The sequence below is a fragment of the Bradyrhizobium sp. NBAIM18 genome (genome assembly GCF_020193825.1).
In the GTDB taxonomy this organism is placed as follows: Bacteria; Pseudomonadota; Alphaproteobacteria; order Rhizobiales; family Xanthobacteraceae; genus Bradyrhizobium; species Bradyrhizobium yuanmingense.
The window spans coordinates 362,403-378,968 of record NZ_JADYVO010000002.1 but is presented as its reverse complement, the minus strand read 5'-3'; the positions used below and the strand labels follow the sequence as shown (position 1 = coordinate 378,968).

Annotated in this window: 19 protein-coding genes; 12 read left to right on the top strand and 7 right to left on the bottom strand. The window is 64.1% G+C overall.

Features of this window, described 5'->3' with window-relative positions; genetic code table 11:
* Positions 1-61 precede the first annotated feature (61 nt).
* A complete protein-coding gene (locus tag I6F17_RS05900; protein ID WP_036034214.1) occupies positions 62-676 on the bottom strand; it encodes a hypothetical protein in 615 nt (204 codons plus the stop codon).
* 153 nt (positions 677-829) lie between these two features.
* Between I6F17_RS05900 and I6F17_RS05895 the strand changes: the two genes are divergently transcribed.
* Entirely contained in the window at positions 830-1,252 is a 423-nt protein-coding gene (locus tag I6F17_RS05895) for an MAPEG family protein (RefSeq protein ID WP_036034212.1), read from the top strand.
* A 28-nt stretch (positions 1,253-1,280) separates the two neighbouring features.
* Complete coding sequence (locus tag I6F17_RS05890; RefSeq protein WP_225124228.1) at positions 1,281-2,582, top strand: RsmB/NOP family class I SAM-dependent RNA methyltransferase; 1,302 nt, start codon at positions 1,281-1,283, stop codon at positions 2,580-2,582.
* A gap of 205 nt (positions 2,583-2,787) precedes the next feature.
* Here I6F17_RS05890 and I6F17_RS05885 read toward each other — a convergent pair whose 3' ends face one another.
* Positions 2,788-2,997, bottom strand: a complete 210-nt coding sequence (locus I6F17_RS05885) for a cold-shock protein (protein ID WP_008141931.1) — start codon at positions 2,995-2,997, stop codon at positions 2,788-2,790.
* A gap of 263 nt (positions 2,998-3,260) precedes the next feature.
* Positions 3,261-3,593, bottom strand: a complete 333-nt coding sequence (locus I6F17_RS05880; RefSeq protein WP_036000985.1) for a DHCW motif cupin fold protein — start codon at positions 3,591-3,593, stop codon at positions 3,261-3,263.
* Between the two features lie 260 nt (positions 3,594-3,853).
* Between I6F17_RS05880 and guaA the strand changes: the two genes are divergently transcribed.
* The 5 genes from guaA to I6F17_RS05855 all read left to right on the top strand — a co-directional run bounded on the left by guaA (position 3,854) and on the right by I6F17_RS05855 (position 10,415).
* Positions 3,854-5,452 carry a glutamine-hydrolyzing GMP synthase gene (gene guaA / locus I6F17_RS05875; protein WP_225124227.1) on the top strand — a complete coding sequence of 533 codons (1,599 nt, stop codon included), beginning with the start codon at positions 3,854-3,856 and terminating at the stop codon, positions 5,450-5,452.
* Between the two features lie 213 nt (positions 5,453-5,665).
* Positions 5,666-6,103 (top strand): nuclear transport factor 2 family protein, encoded by a 438-nt coding sequence (locus I6F17_RS05870; protein WP_225124226.1) that lies wholly within the window; start codon positions 5,666-5,668, stop codon positions 6,101-6,103.
* Positions 6,104-6,400: 297 nt separating this feature from the next.
* Entirely contained in the window at positions 6,401-7,846 is a 1,446-nt protein-coding gene (locus tag I6F17_RS05865) for a cytochrome ubiquinol oxidase subunit I (RefSeq protein ID WP_225124225.1), read from the top strand.
* Entirely contained in the window at positions 7,843-8,853 is a 1,011-nt protein-coding gene (gene cydB, locus I6F17_RS05860; protein WP_225124224.1) for a cytochrome d ubiquinol oxidase subunit II, read from the top strand. The genes I6F17_RS05865 and cydB overlap by 4 nt, the downstream gene beginning before the upstream one ends.
* 305 nt (positions 8,854-9,158) lie before the next feature.
* The gene (locus I6F17_RS05855) at positions 9,159-10,415 is read left to right on the top strand and encodes a serine hydrolase (RefSeq protein ID WP_225124223.1); all 1,257 of its coding nucleotides are present in this window, start codon (positions 9,159-9,161) and stop codon (positions 10,413-10,415) included.
* Between the two features lie 137 nt (positions 10,416-10,552).
* Here I6F17_RS05855 and I6F17_RS05850 read toward each other — a convergent pair whose 3' ends face one another.
* Positions 10,553-10,897, bottom strand: a complete 345-nt coding sequence (locus I6F17_RS05850) for a cupin domain-containing protein (protein ID WP_128262055.1) — start codon at positions 10,895-10,897, stop codon at positions 10,553-10,555.
* Between the two features lie 172 nt (positions 10,898-11,069).
* On the opposite strand from I6F17_RS05850, the gene I6F17_RS05845 reads away from it, so the two are divergent.
* Positions 11,070-11,732, top strand: coding sequence for an SRPBCC family protein (locus tag I6F17_RS05845; RefSeq protein WP_225124222.1), 663 nt, complete (start codon positions 11,070-11,072; stop codon positions 11,730-11,732).
* Positions 11,732-12,094: a metalloregulator ArsR/SmtB family transcription factor gene (locus tag I6F17_RS05840; RefSeq protein ID WP_225124221.1), complete on the top strand. Its 363-nt coding sequence runs from the start codon at positions 11,732-11,734 to the stop codon at positions 12,092-12,094. The genes I6F17_RS05845 and I6F17_RS05840 overlap by 1 nt, the downstream gene beginning before the upstream one ends.
* Before the next feature lie 167 nt (positions 12,095-12,261).
* Here the strand turns inward: I6F17_RS05840 and I6F17_RS05835 are convergent, their stop codons facing one another.
* Positions 12,262-12,762 (bottom strand): peptide deformylase, encoded by a 501-nt coding sequence (locus I6F17_RS05835; RefSeq protein ID WP_225124220.1) that lies wholly within the window; start codon positions 12,760-12,762, stop codon positions 12,262-12,264.
* Between the two features lie 80 nt (positions 12,763-12,842).
* Here I6F17_RS05835 and I6F17_RS05830 point away from each other — a divergent pair, with 80 nt between their 5' ends.
* Positions 12,843-13,427, top strand: a complete 585-nt coding sequence (locus tag I6F17_RS05830; protein ID WP_225124219.1) for a TetR/AcrR family transcriptional regulator — start codon at positions 12,843-12,845, stop codon at positions 13,425-13,427.
* 77 nt (positions 13,428-13,504) lie between these two features.
* Positions 13,505-14,080 (top strand): DUF308 domain-containing protein, encoded by a 576-nt coding sequence (locus I6F17_RS05825; RefSeq protein WP_225124218.1) that lies wholly within the window; start codon positions 13,505-13,507, stop codon positions 14,078-14,080.
* A 13-nt stretch (positions 14,081-14,093) separates the two neighbouring features.
* Here I6F17_RS05825 and I6F17_RS05820 read toward each other — a convergent pair whose 3' ends face one another.
* Positions 14,094-14,549, bottom strand: a complete 456-nt coding sequence (locus I6F17_RS05820) for a cupin domain-containing protein (protein WP_225124217.1) — start codon at positions 14,547-14,549, stop codon at positions 14,094-14,096.
* Positions 14,550-14,919: 370 nt separating this feature from the next.
* Between I6F17_RS05820 and I6F17_RS05815 the strand changes: the two genes are divergently transcribed.
* Positions 14,920-16,140, top strand: coding sequence for an MFS transporter (locus tag I6F17_RS05815; RefSeq protein WP_225124216.1), 1,221 nt, complete (start codon positions 14,920-14,922; stop codon positions 16,138-16,140).
* A gap of 21 nt (positions 16,141-16,161) precedes the next feature.
* Here I6F17_RS05815 and I6F17_RS05810 read toward each other — a convergent pair whose 3' ends face one another.
* The gene (locus I6F17_RS05810) at positions 16,162-16,548 is read right to left on the bottom strand and encodes an ester cyclase (protein ID WP_225124215.1); all 387 of its coding nucleotides are present in this window, start codon (positions 16,546-16,548) and stop codon (positions 16,162-16,164) included.
* Positions 16,549-16,566 lie beyond the last annotated feature (18 nt).

The window sequence follows — 16,566 nt, the reverse complement described above, 5'->3', positions numbered from 1 at the left end:
CCTACCCGTCGCCGCGCGTCGGAACGATGACGGGGCGGGCATGGATCGCAGCGAACAAAGTTTAAAGCACGCGGTAGCGGATGGTGTAGCCGTCCTGCGGGGCGACGGCACCGGCGAGCGGGGCGGCAATGCGGTCGGCGAGGTGCCAGGGGCCGAACTGGCCGGAGCGATGCGGCTCGGCCGGCAGGCGGAGGCGGAACTCGAAGACCCCCTTGCCTGACAGGTTCACGACCAGAACGCGATCGGCCGTGCGGTGGTTGAGCACCACTGCGCCGCGCAGCACGGCCTTGCCGTCCGAGAGGTCGCGCACGCCGTCCACCAGCGCCAATGTCTGGTTGCGGTCGGTGTGCAGCTCGATCTGGCTGTCACTCACCGCCGTCAGCATCTCCCGGGGCATGCGGATCTCGAACTCGACGGCCGGCTTGGAGGGATTGAGGCCGAGATAGGCAAGCGCCGCATGGCGCATGTCGTAGGCGGCAAAGGCGAACAGCGCGAGCGCGGCCAAGGCGGACAGGCCATGCCTGATGACGTCGCGCCAGGTCCTGTAACTCAGGCGGAAGTAGACCGTCATGGCCAGCGCGACCGCGAGCGCTGTCGCGATCCCCGACAGTGCCGACATCAGGAGGCCGAGCTGGCCCGCGGCGGCTTCGCTGAACAAGCTGGACAAGGAATTCATGGCTGGCTCGCCTCGCGGCCCAAGGGGCCGAAATCGCTTTAACAATCTGCGGTTGGTCGCCAGAGCGGGAACGCCGGTTCAAGTCGTTCATTGTCAGCGCCAAAGGTCGCGGCTAATGACGTCGGCGGCATTTCGCCTCCCGGGAAAGTTCCGATGTCCGTTCAAATGGTCCTGCTGCCGGTCTTCGTGCAGGTCGCTCTCACCTTCGGGCTGCTGATCGGCATGGTCCTGGCGCGCCGCAAGACCTTGGTCTCCGGCGAGACCAAGATCCGTGACATTGCGCTCGGCGAGCCGAACTGGCCGAAGGGCGCCACACAAATCGCCAATTGCTACCGCAACCAGTTCGAGCTGCCGGTGCTGTTCTATGTCCTGATTGCGCTGGCATTGCCCTTGCGCCGCGCCGATCTCTTCATCGTGCTGATGTCCTGGGTGTTCGTGGTGACGCGCTTTGCCCATGCCGGCGTGTTCGTTTCCTCCAACGATCTCGGCCGCCGCTCCACGGTCTGGCTCGCCGGCGTGCTGGTGCTGCTCGCGATGTGGATTTACTTCGCGCTGAAGCTTTTGCTGCTGATCTAGGCGCTGCGCACCACTTGAAAGAACCCAAATGACCCCCGCTGCCCGGCTGTCCGCAGCCATCGAACTGATCGACACCATCGAGAGGGACCGCGTGCCCGCGGCGAAGGCGCTGAAGGAGTGGGGCACCGCGCACCGCTTCGCCGGTTCCGGCGACCGCGCGGCCATCGCCGGCCTCGTCTGGGATGTGCTGCGCCGCTACGCCTCGAGCGCCTGGCTGATGGATTCTGATACCGCGCGGGCCCGGCTAATCGGCATGCTCCGCCTCGAGCGCAACATGGACACGGCGACCATGGGCGCCTTGTTCGACGGCAGCCGCTTTGCGCCGGCGCCGCTGTCCGAGGCCGAGCAGGCTGCGCTCGCCTCGCGCTCCCTCCAGGACGCACCTGCCGCCGTCGCCGGCGACTACCCGGAATGGCTCGACCCGCACCTTGCAAAAGTGTTCGGCGAGGACCGCGTCGCGGAGGCGGCCGCGATGGCGAGCCGGGCGCCGCTTGACCTGCGCGTCAACACGCTAAAATCCAACCGCGACAAGGTGCTGAAGGGGCTTTCTCATCTTCATGCAAAACCGACGCCCTGGTCCGCAACCGGCCTGCGCATCGAGCTTTCGGCCGATGCGCGCAACCCCGGCATCCAGGCGGAGGAGGATTTCATCAAGGGCGCGATTGAAGTGCAGGATGAGGGATCGCAGCTTGCGGCCCAGTTCACCGCGGCAAAACCGGGCGAGCAGGTGATCGATCTCTGCGCCGGCGCCGGCGGCAAGACGCTGGCGCTGGCCGCCCTGATGCAGGGCAAGGGCCGGCTGATCGCGACCGACCGCGACAAGCGCCAGCTCGCGCCGATCCATGAGCGGCTGTCGCGCGCCGGCGTCCACAACGCCGACATCCGCACGCCCAAGGGCGAGGCCGATTCGCTTGCTGACATCCGCAGCACCGCCGACCTCGTCGTGATCGACGCGCCCTGCACCGGAACCGGCACCTGGCGCCGCAACCCCGATGCCAAATGGCGCATGCGGCCCGGTGCGCTGGAGATCCGCCTGCGCGACCAGGCCGAGGTGCTGGAGCGCGCGGTTCCGCTGGTCAAGCCGGGCGGCCGCATCGCCTACATCACCTGCTCGGTGCTGGCGGAGGAGAACGGCGAGCAGGTGAGGGCGTTCGTCGGCCGACATGGCGAGTTCTCGGTCGTCCCGCCCGAGCAGACCGCAAGCGTGCTCTGGGACAAGGCGGAAGCCTTTGGCGAGGCCGCGCTGCAGTCAGCCGAGGGCTGGCTGATGACGCCGCGCCGGACCGGGACGGATGGGTTTTTCGTGTCGGTGCTGAAAAAGACGGGCTGATCGACGTTGTCATTCCGGGGCGCGCGTAGCGCGAGCCCCGAATCCATCGTGCGGCGGTCTCCGCGGGTCCATGGGTTCCGGGCTCGCCCTGCGGGCGCCCCGGAATGACATCAAAAACAAAAGCCCCGCAGACCGATCCCGGTCGCGGGGCTTTCGAGTTCCAACGTTCTGCCGGTACGTCCGCGGTCAGAACGGTGCGAGGGCGTTAGCCGACGCGGAGATTGTCAGCCGACGACTTGCCGCTGCGGCGGTCGGCGACGATGTCGAACGAGACCTTCTGACCCTCGTTGAGGGAGGAGAGGCCAGCGCGCTCGACGGCGCTGATGTGAACGAACACGTCCTTCTGGCCGTCATCCGGCTGGATGAAACCATAACCCTTTTGGGTGTTGAACCACTTCACGGTGCCCATAGCCATGGGAATTTCCTTGTTTAGTTAGAGAGGTACGCACGCAGACCGGTACGCAGCATTGCGCCCATAGTCCCTGATGAGTCGATGTTTGGAGAATTCATCTGAAGCGTGCGCGCCCGTCAGCAACGAAGCGAAGCGGCCCAGTCGTTCGGCCAAGTATCGATGATCACAATATAGCGAGAATTTGGGGCCACTTCAAGGCACCACCCGCGGCCCGAAACGTCGCGCGACTTTGCTATTTTGCGGTGCAAATTAACCGTCGGCGCGCCTCAGTCGACGATAAAGAGCGTGGCGCCCGTCGTCGTCGAGGACCGGTGCGCGGCGTCGCCGAAGTCCGATACCTGGTAGCTCATTCCCGCCGTGAGCTTGAATTTGCGCCCGTCGCGCAGCTCGCTATCGAGCTCGCCCTTCAGCACGTAGAGCACGTGGCCGCGGTCGCACCAATGATCGGCGAGATAGCCCGGCGAGTACTCCACCATCCGCACGCGGAGTTCGCCGATGTTGAGCGTGCGCCATGTAGCCTCGCCGCTCTCGCCGGGATGCGTGGTCGGCTCAACCTTGCTCCAGTCGGTGACGGTGAAGGGGGAGGTTGGGAGTTTCATGGGGGCGATCCTGTCTCGGAGCCGGCGCCGCTGTTGTTAGCGCACCCTGTTGCCTCCGTCATTGCGGGCGCGAGGCGTTGATCGTCGCCCCGATGTGGCCGCTTCTTCTTGGAGCGCTCGTTAGCGTTGCGACGACGTTTGCGTTGACCAAATTAGGTAAATATTACTTACCTAAGTGCTTCGTGTCCATGCCCAAAGAAGCATGTGGGCGCGCCACCGCCGCGGTTGCGGCCCGCGCGCCGCCAGCGTATTGGCTGGCCATGACAGCAGCACAGAACGACCGCTCCGCGTCGACGCCCTCGGTGGCCTCGGCGCACGACAAGATTCTCATCGTCGACTTCGGCAGCCAGGTGACGCAGCTGATCGCGCGCCGCGTGCGCGAGGACGGCGTCTATTGCGAGATCGTCCCGTTCAACAAGGCGGAGGCCGCCTTCGAGGAGATGAAGCCGAAAGCGGTGATCCTGTCCGGCGGCCCGGAATCGGTGCACGAGGCCGGCTCGCCCCGCGCCCCGCAACTCATCTTCGATTCCGGCGTGCCGGTGATGGGCATCTGCTACGGCCAGATGACCATGGCGGCCCAGCTCGGGGGCGAGGTCGAGGGCGGCCATCACCGCGAATTCGGCCGCGCCGATGTCGAGGTTAAGGCCGAGAGCCAGCTGTTCGCCGATGTCTGGTCGTCAGGCAGCAAGAACCAGGTCTGGATGAGCCATGGCGACCGCATCACCAGGATGCCGCCGGGCTTCTCCGTCGCCGGCACCTCGCCGAACGCGCCCTTCGCAATCATCCAGGATGAGAAGCGCAAATATTACGGCCTGATGTTCCACCCCGAAGTGGTGCACACGCCCGACGGCGCCAAGCTCATCCGCAACTTCGTGCGCAAGATCGCCGGCCTCACCGGCGACTGGACCATGCGCGCCTTCCGCGAGGAGGAGATCGCCAAGATCCGCGCGCAGGTCGGCAAGGGCAGGGTGATCTGCGGCCTGTCCGGCGGCGTCGATTCGGCCGTTGCGGCCGTCCTGATCCACGAGGCCATCGGCGACCAGCTGACATGTGTGTTCGTCGATCACGGCTTGATGCGCCTCAACGAGGCCGAGCAGGTCGTCGACCTGTTCCGCCACCATTACAACATCCCGCTCGTGCACGTGGATGCCTCGAAGCAGTTTCTGGGCGAGTTAGAGGGCGTCACCGACCCCGAAACCAAGCGCAAGACCATCGGCCGCCTCTTCATCGAGGTGTTCGAGGCTGAGGCCAAGAAGATCGGCGGCGCCGATTTCCTGGCGCAAGGCACGCTCTATCCTGATGTGATCGAGAGCGTCTCCTTCACCGGCGGGCCTTCCGTCACCATCAAGTCGCACCACAATGTCGGCGGCCTCCCTGAGCGCATGAACATGAAGCTCGTCGAGCCCCTGCGCGAGCTGTTCAAGGACGAGGTGCGCAAGCTCGGCCGTGAGCTCGGCCTGCCCGAAATCTTCGTCGGTCGCCACCCGTTCCCGGGCCCGGGCCTCGCCATCCGCTGCCCCGGCGACATCACCCGGGACAAGCTCGACATCCTGCGCAAAGCGGATGCCGTCTACATTGACCAGATCAGGAAGCACGGCCTCTACGACGAGATCTGGCAGGCTTTTGCGGTGCTGCTCCCGGTAAAGACCGTCGGCGTCATGGGCGACGGCCGCACTTACGATTACGTGGTCGGCCTGCGCGCCGTCACCTCCACCGACGGCATGACTGCGGACTTCTACCAGTTCGACATGAAGTTCTTAGGGGAGACCGCGACGCGCATCATCAACGAGGTGAAGGGCGTGAACCGCGTGGTGTATGATGTGACGAGCAAGCCGCCTGGGACGATCGAGTGGGAGTGATCTGGTTGGTTGGCACGGCCCGGAACCAGAAAGGTGAAACCCTGGAACGCCCGCAGAGATGCGGGCTTCTTCGTTTTCAAGCTGGTGCTTGCGAGCGCCGGCAAGACTCGCGTCGCTGGCACAGTGTCCATCTTTGCCAAGATCGATAGGTAGCGCACCGTCAGCTTGCGGCGGATCTGGCAACATTTTCTCGAAGTCGAAGGAGGAGCTGCGATGACCATCTCGACAAGCGAAGTGGAACAGTTCTTTGAACGATATGCCCAAGCCTTCAGAGATGGCTTGGACGGTACTCTTGATGAGGAGTTTTTCCGTTCGCTTTTTTCCACCCAGTATATCGCTGCAGGACCAAAGGGTGTCATGGCAGGGGACAACGATCACGCTTTTGTCGAGCGGATTTCAAAAGGATACGAGCGCTACCGTCAGATCGGAAACAAGGCGGTCACCGTCTCCGAGATCGAGATGCATTCAATCGATGAAACACATTGCCTCGTCCACGTGGGCTGGAGCAGCGAATTCGAGAAGGATGGCAGGCGTATCGACGTGCCTTTTACCAATGCCTATCTGCTTGAGCAGAATGATGGGCTGCTGAAGGTTTTCGGCTGGATTACGGGTGATGAAGTTCAACTGCTCAAGGACAATGGCCCCTTGTGAGGCTTGCCCAACGGCAGCGCGTCAGCAACTTGCATTGATCAAATAAGCTCTGCGCCGGCTCTTCGAAGCCGGCAGAACGGCCTCCGCGCGTCGAACTCAACCGCAACTCGTCCGTTGCAGGCCGTGCGCGGGGTAGGACATTCCGGCATATTGAGATGGTAATGTGCCGAGGATAGCCTTCAAGGACAGTGCCCGCAGAATGCTTAAAACCCTCGACATCGGATGTTCGAGGCAGCTGGAACAAGCGTAGGTTGAAAGCGTTAGCTGCGGGCCGCACTTGATGACGGGGGCGGAGCCATGTCCGATTTGCTGCCCAGCGCGTTGGATCTTGCGCGCTTCCAGTTTGCCTTCACGGTGGTCTGGCACTTCCTGTTTCCGGCCTTCACCATCGGACTGGCGAGCTATCTTGCCGTGCTCGAAGGGCTGTGGCTGTGGACGGGCCGCGGCGCCTATCTCGATACCTACCGCTATTGGCTTAAGATTTTCGCTGTCGCTTTCGCTATGGGCGTGGTGTCGGGCTTGGTCATGTCATACCAGTTCGGCACGAACTGGTCGGTGTTTGCCGACAAGACATCGCCGGTGCTCGGGCCGCTCCTTGGCTACGAAGTGCTGACGGCATTCTTTCTCGAGGCCGGCTTCCTTGGGGTGATGCTCTTTGGCCTGGGACGCGTTGGTCCGCGCCTGCATTTCGTCGCGACCTGTTTCGTCGCGGGCGGCACCTTGCTCTCGGCCTTCTGGATTCTAGCCGCAAATTCCTGGATGCAGACGCCGGCGGGACACGGGACGGGACCAGGCGGCCAGTTCATTCCCGAGAGCTGGCTCGCGATCATCTTCAATCCGTCGTTCCCTTATCGCTTCGCCCACACGGTGACGGCGGCTTACCTGACGACCGCGATGATCGTGGGAGCCGTGGGCGCCTGGCACCTGCTGCGGAACAGGATGAACGAACGCGCACGCATCATGTTTTCAATGGCGATGTGGATGGCCGCGATCGTGGCGCCGATCCAGCTCCTGATCGGCGATCTGCATGGCGTGAATTCGTATCACCATCAGCCGGTCAAAGTCGCGGCCATGGAAGGCCATTTCGAGACCGAGCGCCGCGCGCCTTCCATCCTGTTCGGAATGCCGGACGCCGAAGCCGGGGTGACGCGCGGCCAAATTGCCATTCCAGGCTTTGCGAGCCTCTATCTCACGCACAGCCTTGATGGAGAGGTCAAGGGGCTCAAGGCTTTCCCGAAAGACACCTGGCCGACCAACATTCCGCTCGTCTTCTGGGCGTTCCGCATCATGGTCGGCTTGGGGATTCTGATGATCGTGCTCGGCATGGCCTCGCTCGTTCTGCGTTGGCGCGACGCCCTGTACGACACGCCATGGCTGCATCGCTTTGCCGTGGCCATGGGGCCGTCGGGGCTGATTGCTGTGACGGCTGGATGGACGGTGACGGAAGCGGGACGCCAGCCATTCACGGTTTATGGACTGCTGAGGACCGCCGATAGCGTGGCGCCGATCGCAGCGCCGGCCGTGGCCGCGTCTCTGGCGGCATTCGTTGTCGTGTACTTTGTCGTTTTCGGCGCGGGGATTGCTTATCTGTTTCACCTCTTCCGCCAGACCCCTGAAGCCGGCGAGCACGGACCGCCACAAGGCCAGCCGGTCCGCACGGCCGGCATCACGCCGGCGCCAGCCTTGATAGCAGGGTCAGACACGCACAGAGCAGAGCCGCGGCAAGCGGGGATCCGGCCATGAGCATCGACCTCACATTGATTTGGGCGCTCCTGATCGCCACGGCCGTGCTGCTCTACGTCGTGATGGACGGCTTCGACCTCGGCGTCGGCATCCTGTTTCCGGCCGAGGTGGCGAGGCCCGATCGCGATGTCATGGTCAACTCGGTGGCACCGGTCTGGGACGGCAACGAAACCTGGCTCGTCCTCGGTGGCGGCGGATTGTTCGCCGTGTTTCCACTGGCCTACGCGACGATTTTTCCTGCGCTGTACATGCCGCTCATTCTGATGCTGCTGGCGCTGGTGTTCCGCGGAGTAGCCTTCGAAATGCGGTTTCGAGCGCGGACGTCGGCTGGTGAAATATGGTGGGACCGCGCCTTCTCGTGGGGCAGCTTTGCGGCCGCATTGCTCCAGGGCGTTTGCCTTGGTGCCATCGTGCAGGGCATCCGCGTGGAGGGGCGTGCTTACGCCGGCGGGTGGTGGGACTGGCTGACACCTTTCTCGGTTTTGACCGGTGTTGCCCTTGTCGTCGGCTACGGCCTGCTCGGCGCGTGCTGGCTGATATGGAAGACCGACGGCGCGCTTCAGGCACGCTGCCGCAACTACGCACGCGTTCTCGGATTTGCGACACTCGGCTTCATCGCCCTCATATCACTGATGATGGTCATCCAAAGCCCTGCGTTTCGCGAGCGATGGCTGACGCTGCCGAACATGCTTTACGCAGCGCCTGTGCCGATCCTTCTGGCCCTGCTGGCATGGCGCTTTCATCGCGCGCTCGCAAAGGGTGAGGATGGGATGCCGTTCCTGTGCGCGCTGGGCTTTTTCCTGCTTTCCTATGCCGGGCTGGGCATTAGCATGTGGCCGATGATCGTGCCGCCCTCGATTACGATCTGGCAGGCAGCCACGCATCCCAGCAGCCAGTTATTCCTGCTCGTTGGCGCGGCGGTGCTGGTACCGGTGATCCTTGTCTATACCGGCTACGTCTATTGGATCTTCCGCGGCAAGGTGCGGCACGGCGAGGGGTATCACTGATGCTGCGCGCATCGCGGACTTGGAGGCAGCTGCTATGGTTCGTGACGCTGTGGGCTGCAGGTGTCACCACGCTCTTCGTGGTCGCATTGCCGATCCGGTGGTTGCTCAAGGCGGGATGAGGAATCCGGAGCGGGCAGGATCGGCAGGCTGCCACTCCTCTCGGCATAGTGCGGCGCTGCGAGCCGTTCGCGTGCCATGCTTGGCCACGCCATCCCGACTGTGCGTGGCTCCCCGGCACAAACGTCGGATGCCCGACCTGTGCTCCCGTGATACGACATCCGCATCGTCTCCAAGGAGCCCGCTTAATGTCCGTCGCGACTGCCGCCAGCCAGCAGCCTGCTGCCGCTGAAACCGCCCCCGAAACCCTCGGCTATATGCGCGGCTTCCCGCCATCCCCCGACCGCCTCATCACCTTCCAGGACGGCTCGTTCCGCAGCTTCCCCGAGCTACGCTGGGCCTGGAGCAACATCCGCCAGCTGGTGCCGACGGTGAATGTCTGGCGCGGGGCGGGGCCGGCATCGGTGCTGCCGCGCGCGGAGCATGACATCGGCGCGGTCGCCTCGACCACGATGGACGGGCGTCCCATGACCTTCGAGAAGATGCTGGAGGAGACCTACACCGACGGCATCGCGGTGCTGCATCGGGGCAGGCTGATCTATGAGCGCTATTTCGGCGCGTTGAAGCCGCACAAGCCGCATATCGCGATGTCCGTGACGAAGTCGTTCACCGGCGTGCTTGCGGGGATTCTGGTCGCCGAGGGCAGGATCGACCCGCAGGCGCCCGTCACGGACTATGTGCCGGAGCTGAAGCCAAGCGCGTTCGGCGATGCGCGTGTGCACGAGGTCATGGATATGACCACGGGGCTGCTCTACACAGAGGTCTATACCGACAAGAACTCGGACGTGTGGGGCCTCAGGCGCGCCAACGGCATGGCGCCGATCCCTCCGGGCTATGACGGCCCCACCACCATTTTCGATTTCCTCATCGCGCAGAAGAAGCAGGGCGAGCACGGCAAGGCCTTTGCCTACAAGACCGTCAACACCGACGTGCTCGCGTGGATCATCAGGCGCGCCAGCGGCCTGACGCTGTCCGACCTCCTGTCCGAGCGCATCTGGCAGCCGATGGGCGCGGAGGAGGATGCGCATTATCACGTCGATCGCATCGGCACCGAGAGCGGCGGCGGAGGCCTCTCCACGACCTTGCGGGATCTCGCCCGTTTCGGTGAGACCATGCGCAATCACGGCCGCTTCAACGGTCGCCAGATCGTGCCGTCGCAGGTCGTCGAGGACATCGCGCGCGGCGGCGATCCCGAAAAATTCAAGCCGGCCGGCTACACCACGCTGCCGGGTGCCTCCTACCGCAATCAATGGTGGGTGACGCACAACGACCACGGCGCCTACATGGCGCGCGGCGTCTACGGCCAGGGCATCTACATCGATCCCAAGGCCGAGATGGTGATCGCGCGCTACGCCTCGCATCCCATGGCCGGCAACGCCGCCAACGATCCCGTGACGCTGCCGGCCTACATGGCGCTGGCCAAGGCGCTGATGGCCGGCGGGTAGGCAATCGTAGGATGGGTAGAGCGAAACAAAACCCATCATCGTGCTTTCCGTAAAGAAGCTGATGGGTTTCGCTGCGCTCTACCCATCCTACGGGCTGATGGCGGGCGGGTAGGGCTGCGAGCGGCTCAGCGGAGCCGTCACCCCTCCTGCCAATGCGGATAGGTGACATAGGCGGTGACGGCGCCTTGCTCGTGCGAGCGGATCGTGACCGTCTCGCCCTTCGGCATATGGACGATCTCGCCGGGCCCCGCGGTGACGGTGCTGCCGTCGCTCGTGACCGACAGCTTCCCTTCGAGGACGATCATGACATCGTCGACCTTCATCGTCTCCTTGAGATTCTGGTTCGGCGCGTAGCGGCCGAAGCCGATCGTGATAGGTCCGCCGTGGCGCTGGTCGACCATGTTAGCGACGAAGATATCGCCGTCCTGTCCCGGTGAGCGCTCGAGCGAGGCGTCGGCGATGGCGAATTTGCGAACTTTCATGAGGTCATTCCGTCTTGTGGGGCTGGGGAGGGCACCGGTAGACGCCGTGGCCGTTGTTTGGTTCCGCCTCGGGGGCGGTTTGACGCAGCGGAACGTCGCGCAATATAAGTATTGACTTATATTAGTCGCGATCGATATTTGTTCGGCGGATGAACCACAGGGAGAACCGAAAATGCAGATCGACGTCGCCAGGGTCTTGGGGCTTGTGACGCGCTCGGTGAGGAGCTTGGAGAGAGACGGCAAGCCGGCGAGCGCGGTGACGCTAACGCGGCTCTACGACACCAGCGTCGACGACCTCTGGGACGCCGTGACCAGCAGGGAGCGGATCCCGCGCTGGTTTGCGCCGGTCGAGGGCGACCTCCGGCTCGGCGGACGCTACCAGGTCAAGGGCAATGCCGGCGGCACCATCACGTCCTGCACGCCGCCGACCCATTTCGCCGCGACCTGGGAATTCGGCGGCGCCACGAGTTGGATCGATGTCAGCCTGAAAGCCGAGCGGAGCCAGGCGCGCCTGACGCTTGAGCACACCGCGATCATCGAGGATCATTGGAATCAGTTCGGTCCGGGTGCGGTCGGTATCGGTTGGGACCTCGCGCTTGCGGGACTTGAGCGATATCTTGCGACCGGGGCATCGGTCGATCATGAAACGGCGGAGGCCTGGATGGTCTCGCCGGAGGGCAAGGACTTCATGACGACGAGCGGCGAATATTGGCGTGCGGCGCATGTCGCCAGCGGGGTCGATCCTGACGAGGCGAAGCAGCGCTCGGACCGCACCATCGCGTTCTATCGCGGCGAGACGCCGCCCGACATCGTTCATCCCGGCACAGGAAGCTGATGCACGCCTTCGAAGTCCTCGCCGATCCCGTGCGCCGCCGCATCCTCGAGCTGCTGGCGCCCGGTGAAATGGCATCCGGCGAGGTCGTCGAAGTCATCGGTGCCGAGTTCGGCATCACCCAGGCCGCGGTCTCGCAGCACCTCAAGGTGCTGCGCGAGAGCGGCTTTGCGAGCGTCCGCGCCGAGGCGCAACGGCGCCTCTACTCGGTCGACGCCGCCGGGCTGCAAGCGGTCGATGCCTGGGTCGGCCAGTTCAGGACTTTCTGGGAGCCGAAGCTGGACGCGCTCGCCACCGAGATCGCGCGCGGCAAGCGAGAGCGTCGTAAGGCGCCGATCATCAAGCGGACAGGGAAGAGGGCGTAATCGGGCTCCGTAGCCCGGATGGAGCGCAGCGTAATCCGGGGTGTCCCACACAGGCAGTAGCGTAGGGTGGATTAGCAGGCCGCTGCGAAGCGCAGCGGGCGGCGTAATCCACCATCTCTCTCATTTTGTCGTACTCAGATTGGTGGATTACGCTGCGCTAATCCACCCTACGAGTTCCGGGACATCTTCTCGAACTTCTTCACCAGCCGCTCCCGCTTCAGCCGCGACAGCCGCTGGATCCAGAACATGCCGTCGAGTTGGTCGATCTCGTGCTGATGGCACACTGCGCGCAAGGCTTCGGACTCCTCGGTGTGCATGTTGCCGTCGAGATCCCGATAGCTGATCCGCACCCGCGCATGGCGCTGCACCTCGTCATTGACCCCCGGCATCGAGACGCTGCCTTCGCGATGCATGATCATCTCCGGCGAGACCCAATTGATCTCCGGATTGACGTAGGTCTGCGGGCCGTCCTTTGCGTCGAGCTCCAGCACCACGACGCGCAAGGGCACGCCGATATGCGGCGCGGTGATGCCGATGCCGGGCGCGGCGCGCATCGTGTCGAGCAGATCCTGCGCGAGCTCGCGCAAGGAATCGTCAAACGCGGTGACGGGGCGGGCCGGCAGCGCGAGCCGGCGGTCGGGATAGCGCACGATCGGGCGGATGGTCATGCAGGGCTCCTACCACTCACTCACGGATCATTGAAGCATCCTCGCTTGACCGCCTACCTACTGGAAGGTAGCTAAGCGCCATGAGCACCGCTTCCTCGACCGCCGACGACATTCTTGCCTGCGCCCGCACGCTGATCGTCGCTGGCGGCTACAACGGCTTCAGTTACGCCGACATCGCCGATGTCGTCGGCATCCGCAAGCCGAGCATCCACCACCACTTTGCCAGCAAGGTCGATCTGGTCCGCACCCTGGTGTCGCGCTATCGCGAGGAGGCCCAGGTAGGGCTGTCGGCGCTCGAGCGCAATGTCGCCGACCCCGCCGAGCAGCTCAAAAGCTACATCGCCTATTGGGAGGCGTGCATCAAGGATGCGACGGCTCCCTTCTGCGTCTGCGCGCTCCTTGCCAGCGAGTTTCCGATCCTACCCGAGGAAGTGGCGCTCGAAGTCCGCGCGCACTTCCGCGCCGTGTCGTCGTGGCTGGTTTCGGTGATGGAGCGCGGCAAGCGGCAAGGCCGGCTCCATCTCTCTGGCACGGCGCGGGCCGAGGCGGAGGGATTCCTGGCAACCGTTCACGGCGCGATGCTGTCGGCGCGGGCCTATGGCGATCCAAAAATCTTCGGGACAATCACCCGGCCGCTGCTGGAGCGGCTTTCCACCAGGCACTGACGAGATCGGCACAGGCCGGGCAGGACGGTGCTTCGGCGTCGTCCGTAAACTACCAACTAGTAGGTAAGGAGCAGAAAATGAGAACCAGCGAGATGGCATTGGGCGCCGACCAGGCGGAATGGCTGAAACGGTACTACTTCATGCGTGCCGCGTTTTCCGTCGCTTGGGTCATTGCGGCCCTCGCGATCGCGCCGTCATCGGCAGTGATCGCAGCGACGTTGCTCGTTGCCTATCCGGCCTGGGACGCTGCCGCCAATTATCTCGACGCGCTCTGGAGCGGTGGCTTGAGCCAGAACCGCACGCAGGGCCTGAACGTGCTGGTCAGCCTCGCCACCACCATTGCGGTCATCCTGGCCTTGCAGGTCAGCATGAACTGGGTGCTCGGAATCTTCGGAGCCTGGGCGATCCTGTCCGGACTGCTCCAGCTCGGCACGGCCGTGCGGCGCTGGAAGCGTTTCGGCGCGCAATGGGCCATGGTGCTCAGCGGTGGCCAGTCGGCCCTGGCGGGCGGCTTCTTCATCTTCCAGGCCGCGACGCCTGCGGTGCCGTCGATTGCGAATGTCGCGGGCTATGCCGCGGTCGGCGCGATCTATTTCCTGGTTTCGGCCGTCTGGCTCACGGTCGGCAACTGGCGCCGTAGTGCGGCCCTGTGAGCCGCAATGTCACTTACGGATAGGGCGTGCCGTCCTTGTGCAGGAAGCGGCCGTCCGATGCCGGGCTCATCATGTCGATTTCGGAGCAGGTGATGAGGTCGGCTGGCGAGCGTGAGCCGATCTCGAGATAGACCGCCGTCACGCTCGACCTGTTGATCATGTGATGGCCGTTGCCGCTGGCCTTGGGGAAGGCGGCGCAATCGCCGGCGTGCAGCACGGTTTCGCCGCCATCCTCGATCAGCGTCACTTCGCCTTCGAGAATGTAGACGAACTCGTCCTCGTGCGAATGCCAGTGCCGCTGGCTCGACCAGGTGCCCGGCGGCAGCCGCATCAGGTTGACGCCGAAATCCGACAAGCCTCCGGCATCGCCGAGCCGCTTGCGAATGCGCTCGGCGCACGGCGCATTGAAAGGCGCCGGATAGCCGGAGCCCTTGCGGGCCGACACGGTGGCGACGTCGATCTTTGGCATTGAGGAATTCCTGCAATTCGCACAACAGACCGTCAAGCACAACCGTGGGGCATGATCGCGGCGGCGCGAAGGATCATCACGACGGACTCGTGGACGAGATTAAGGTCTGTGGGATGATGTCATCATGCAGTTGTTTTGCCCGACGTGTCAAATCGCCTGATGATGTCGGCCGTAGATGAGGGGAGGCGCCAGGTTGGCAGTTCCTGGTCCAGTAAGTCATTGATCCCGCTGGCGCCGCTACTGTGCATGGGGTTGTTTTTCGAGTTTTGTTGCGAGGTCACGAAAGCGTGCGGCAAAAATGACGCCGGTCTGTCGGCGGGCGCAGTTCCCGTTCGTCTTCCACGCGAGACAGACCTGACGGGAGACTGAAATGACTTCTTCCAACTATCGCTGGGTGATCGTCGCCGCCGGCGGCGTGCTTGGCTGCGTCGCGATCGGCGGCATGTTTTCGCTGCCGGTGTTCCTCCAGCCGATCACCAAGGACACCGGCTGGTCGGTGACCGGCATCTCCAGCGCGATGACGATCGGCTTTCTGGCCATGGCCTTCACCAGCATGGCCTGGGGCACGCTGTCCGACCGGTTCGGGCCGCTGCCGGTGGTGCTGACCGGATCGGTCGTGCTGGCGCTCAGCCTGTTCGCGGCGAGTTATGCGACGTCGCTGATCGTGTTCCAGTTCGTGTTCGGCCTCCTGGTCGGCGCCGCCTGCGCGGCGATCTTCGCGCCGATGATGGCGACCGTCACGGGCTGGTTCGACACCAATCGCGGCCTCGCCGTGTCGTTGGTCTCCGCCGGCATGGGCATGGCGCCGATGACGATGTCGCCGCTGGCGGCCTGGCTCGTCTCCGGCCACGACTGGCGCACCTCGATGCAGATCATAGCGCTCGTGGTCGGCGCCATCATGATCCCGGTCTCGTTCCTGGTGCGCCGTCCGCCGGCGCTCGCGCAAGGTCCGGCCGTGCCCGCCGGCGAAACCGCCGGACAAAACGAGATGTCGATGGGCGAGGCGTTGCGCTCGCCGCAATTCCTGATCCTGCTCGCCACCAACTTCTTCTGCTGCGCGACGCATTCCGGCCCGATCATCCACACCGTCAGCTATGCCGTGAGCTGCGGCATCCCGCTTGTCGCAGCGGTGACGATCTACAGCATCGAGGGATTTGCCGGCCTCGGCGGGCGCATCGCCTTCGGGCTGATGGGCGACCGCTTCGGCGCTAAGCGCGTGCTGGTCTCGGGCCTGCTGCTGCAGGCCTTCGGCGCGCTCGCTTATGTCTTCGCGCAACAGCTCACGACGTTCTATGCGGTCGGCGCCATCTTCGGCTTCATCTATGCCGGCACCATGCCGCTCTACGCCGTTCTGATCCGCGAGAACTTCCCGCTCAAGATGATGGGCACGGTGATCGGCGGCACGGCGATGGCCGGCAGCCTCGGCATGGCGACCGGCCCGCTCGCCGGCGGCCTGATCTACGACGCCTTCTCCAGCTATGCCTGGCTCTACATCGCCTCTTGGGCAATGGGCCTCGGTGCTTTCCTGATGGCCATGACGTTCCGCCCCTTCCCAAAGCCGCAAGGCGAGGTGGCGCCGGCGGCGGCGTGAATTCGAGATCGAGGCGTGGCGTCAGAGCTGCGCCTCGATCGCGGCCTTGTCGATCACCGACCAGACCTGCCGAATCTTGCCGTCGTGAAATTCGTAGAAGACGTTTTCGCAGAAGGACACGCGCCGCCCGTTGACGGCAAGACCAACGAATGTCCCGACCGGTGTGCAGTCAAACTTCAATCGGGCGGCGATGCGGGGAGGATCGGAGATCAGCATCTCGATATGGAACTGCAGATCGGGGATCTCCCGAACATCCTGTTCCAGCATCGCGCGATAACCCTCAAGCCCAAGGGGCCGCGCGTTGTGGGCGGCCTCATCATGCACGAATTGTCCGAGTGCCGGCCAATCCCGCCGATTCAGGCAGGTGATGTAGGCGCGGTAGATGTCGGCGAGGTCGTCCCTTGTCATATCGAAGCTCCAACGGCC

Bases quoted from the DNA above. Each gene is read 5' to 3' on its own strand.
- I6F17_RS05825 (WP_225124218.1), top strand. From the start codon at position 13,505: ATGAGAACCAGCGAGATGGCATTGGGCGCCGACCAGGCGGAATGGCTG.
- I6F17_RS05895 (WP_036034212.1), top strand. From the start codon at position 830: ATGTCCGTTCAAATGGTCCTGCTGCCGGTCTTCGTGCAGGTCGCTCTC.
- guaA (WP_225124227.1), top strand. From the start codon at position 3,854: ATGACAGCAGCACAGAACGACCGCTCCGCGTCGACGCCCTCGGTGGCC.
- I6F17_RS05835 (WP_225124220.1), bottom strand. From the start codon at position 12,762: ATGACCATCCGCCCGATCGTGCGCTATCCCGACCGCCGGCTCGCGCTG.
- I6F17_RS05820 (WP_225124217.1), bottom strand. From the start codon at position 14,549: ATGCCAAAGATCGACGTCGCCACCGTGTCGGCCCGCAAGGGCTCCGGC.
- I6F17_RS05865 (WP_225124225.1), top strand. From the start codon at position 6,401: ATGTCCGATTTGCTGCCCAGCGCGTTGGATCTTGCGCGCTTCCAGTTT.
- I6F17_RS05885 (WP_008141931.1), bottom strand. From the start codon at position 2,997: ATGGCTATGGGCACCGTGAAGTGGTTCAACACCCAAAAGGGTTATGGT.
- I6F17_RS05900 (WP_036034214.1), bottom strand. From the start codon at position 676: ATGAATTCCTTGTCCAGCTTGTTCAGCGAAGCCGCCGCGGGCCAGCTC.
- I6F17_RS05880 (WP_036000985.1), bottom strand. From the start codon at position 3,593: ATGAAACTCCCAACCTCCCCCTTCACCGTCACCGACTGGAGCAAGGTT.
- I6F17_RS05855 (WP_225124223.1), top strand. From the start codon at position 9,159: ATGTCCGTCGCGACTGCCGCCAGCCAGCAGCCTGCTGCCGCTGAAACC.
- I6F17_RS05870 (WP_225124226.1), top strand. From the start codon at position 5,666: ATGACCATCTCGACAAGCGAAGTGGAACAGTTCTTTGAACGATATGCC.
- cydB (WP_225124224.1), top strand. From the start codon at position 7,843: ATGAGCATCGACCTCACATTGATTTGGGCGCTCCTGATCGCCACGGCC.
- I6F17_RS05890 (WP_225124228.1), top strand. From the start codon at position 1,281: ATGACCCCCGCTGCCCGGCTGTCCGCAGCCATCGAACTGATCGACACC.
- I6F17_RS05850 (WP_128262055.1), bottom strand. From the start codon at position 10,897: ATGAAAGTTCGCAAATTCGCCATCGCCGACGCCTCGCTCGAGCGCTCA.
- I6F17_RS05810 (WP_225124215.1), bottom strand. From the start codon at position 16,548: ATGACAAGGGACGACCTCGCCGACATCTACCGCGCCTACATCACCTGC.
- I6F17_RS05815 (WP_225124216.1), top strand. From the start codon at position 14,920: ATGACTTCTTCCAACTATCGCTGGGTGATCGTCGCCGCCGGCGGCGTG.
- I6F17_RS05845 (WP_225124222.1), top strand. From the start codon at position 11,070: ATGCAGATCGACGTCGCCAGGGTCTTGGGGCTTGTGACGCGCTCGGTG.
- I6F17_RS05830 (WP_225124219.1), top strand. From the start codon at position 12,843: ATGAGCACCGCTTCCTCGACCGCCGACGACATTCTTGCCTGCGCCCGC.
- I6F17_RS05840 (WP_225124221.1), top strand. From the start codon at position 11,732: ATGCACGCCTTCGAAGTCCTCGCCGATCCCGTGCGCCGCCGCATCCTC.